The sequence below is a fragment of the aff. Roholtiella sp. LEGE 12411 genome (assembly GCF_015206995.1).
In the GTDB taxonomy this organism is placed as follows: Bacteria; Cyanobacteriota; Cyanobacteriia; order Cyanobacteriales; family Nostocaceae; genus Komarekiella.
Map to the genome: position 1 here is coordinate 1 of NZ_JADEXR010000295.1, position 2,115 is coordinate 2,115.

At 39.5% G+C, this 2,115-nt stretch carries 2 protein-coding genes; both read right to left on the minus strand.

The features are described from left to right. Positions 1-140: 140 nt before the first annotated feature. The gene (locus IQ246_RS29485; RefSeq protein WP_194006820.1) at positions 141-920 is read right to left on the minus strand and encodes an ABC transporter permease; all 780 of its coding nucleotides are present in this window, start codon (positions 918-920) and stop codon (positions 141-143) included. 89 nt (positions 921-1,009) lie between these two features. Then, positions 1,010-2,017: a septal junction protein FraD gene (gene fraD / locus IQ246_RS29490; protein WP_194006821.1), complete on the minus strand. Its 1,008-nt coding sequence runs from the start codon at positions 2,015-2,017 to the stop codon at positions 1,010-1,012. Positions 2,018-2,115 lie beyond the last annotated feature (98 nt).

The window sequence follows — 2,115 nt, forward strand, 5'->3', positions numbered from 1 at the left end:
GGGCTTGGGGCATGGGGGGAGAAAATGATTCTTGACTCTTGTCCCTTGTACAGACGTGTAGACGCTTAGAGAGCGGCTTATCGTAAGAGAATAGTTACGTCTCTACAAATGACAAATGACAAATGACAAATGACAAATAATTAAAATTCACGTTGTGAGAAAACTAGAATAGCGATCGCTAGGAGCATGACACTGTACAGTAGACTATAGCCAGCGCTAGTAATCAATGCAGTTGCATCGGGTAGTGCTTGCAAACCATAAACGGCGTCATTTTTCAAGTCTAATCTGGATAAATCTGGCAAAATGAGATACAAGCCTTGTGTGAGGCGTTCCATACCAGGGTTTTGGCTAAGACGGCCAAGCTGTGCCAAATCTTGAGTAATATTCCCCATTAAATAAACGGCGAATGTTAAAGCCGTTGCTAATAGAGAGCCAGTAAAAACACCCAAGACAATAGCCACAGCACTGATTAAAGACAACTGTAAAAATAGGAAAATTGCAGCAATCAGAATACTTACCGTCGGTTTAGAAATGTTACCAAATTGCAAAAAGCCTAGATAAACCGCTGTCATCGCGGCGACAAGTACGGCTAGCACTGCGGATAACCCTAAATACTTGCCGATAATGATTTCACTACGGCTAACAGGTTTGGCAATTAACATCAAAACAGTGCGTTTTTCAATTTCTTTGTTAATTAGTCCTGTACCCACAAATATTGCAACAATTAAACCAATTGCACTCGTCGCTGCTATCCCAAAGTCTAAAAAAATTTTATCTTCAGTCGTTGCAGCAAATTCAGGAAGTACGCGGAAAGCGATCGCCATTATTAGTGTATAAAAACCGATAATATACAGGATGCGATCGCGTACCACTTCCTGAAACACATTTTTTGCTAGTACAAAAATTCTGCCTAGATTCATAGTTACTTGTCATTTGTCATTAGTCATTTGTCATTAGTCATTTGTCATTAGTCAAGGGTCAATATTTTCCCCCACTCCTCCACTCCTCTTCATTGCTGTGGAGGCGGCGGCCCTGCAATAAATTTACTAAGGCGATCGCATTCAATTTCTGCAACTGTGATTTTATCCCCAGAATTGTTGGTGGCTGCAACTGGTTCAACTCGACAAGATTTCTTCAGGTAATATCCGCGTGGGTTAGAACTAGGGCCGATCCAAATACTTAGTAAATCTAATATATAACCAGACTTAATATTGGCTACACGCGGCTCAATACGCCACAGTTCTTTTTCTTCATATTGCGCTAAGTTGTTTGCAATAACTTGCTTACCTGTATTTCCTACCTGTTGTTTCGCATCTAGTAGCCATCTCTCTACTTCTGACCAAGGTCTTTCAGCTATTTGCTGTTCTATCAGTGGTTGAAGTTTTTCTAGAATTACAACACCGTTTTGTGGGATTTTTACTGGGCCTTCTGTTCTGACAACAAAGGTACTACGCCTAAAACTATCTGCTTGCAAACTGGGATATTCTCGTAACCAATTATCCATCACAAAGTAAAATTGAATCCAACAACTTAGCAACATACAACTAGCAAGTAGAATCAGGATTGCTTGGCGTTCTTCCGGGTCAGGAATCTGAACTTTAGCATCAGTATCAGTTCCTTCAATGAATTCTGGAATTGCTGTAATTAAGGCTGAAATTGTCGGCCAAAGAACAACTGTTCTTGGTGTAATTACATCCTCTTGATTTCCAAATGCAAAAACACTAACTAAGAATCCGGTAATTACTGCTCCTACTGGCATAAAAGTACCAGGAACCCTCAACGGGTCTTCAGTGGTATACCAAGCTGTACCGGAAATTAAAAATAACCAACCGCAAAATGCAATTATATCTCTTATATAACCTGTAGCAAAATATGATAGTACCCAAGAAAAAACACTCAAATAAATAAATGTTTGCCACGAATAAGCTTTCGGTGGAACTAATACCTTTTTAATTCCTGCATAAAGTTCCTCCACAAATTTGAATGCACCGAATACATCTTTAAACAATGTGTTCATATTTCATTCCTCTATAGGATTACTATTTTATTTTTGAAAAAACTGCGTACACCTCTAACTCCCTTTTTACCCATGCCCCATTCCCCATTCCCCATTCC

What these genes read in the sequence shown, in the direction of transcription:
- IQ246_RS29485 (WP_194006820.1), bottom strand. Translation starts at nt 920, where the DNA reads ATGAATCTAGGCAGAATTTTTGTACTAGCAAAAAATGTGTTTCAGGAA.
- fraD (WP_194006821.1), bottom strand. Translation starts at nt 2,017, where the DNA reads ATGAACACATTGTTTAAAGATGTATTCGGTGCATTCAAATTTGTGGAG.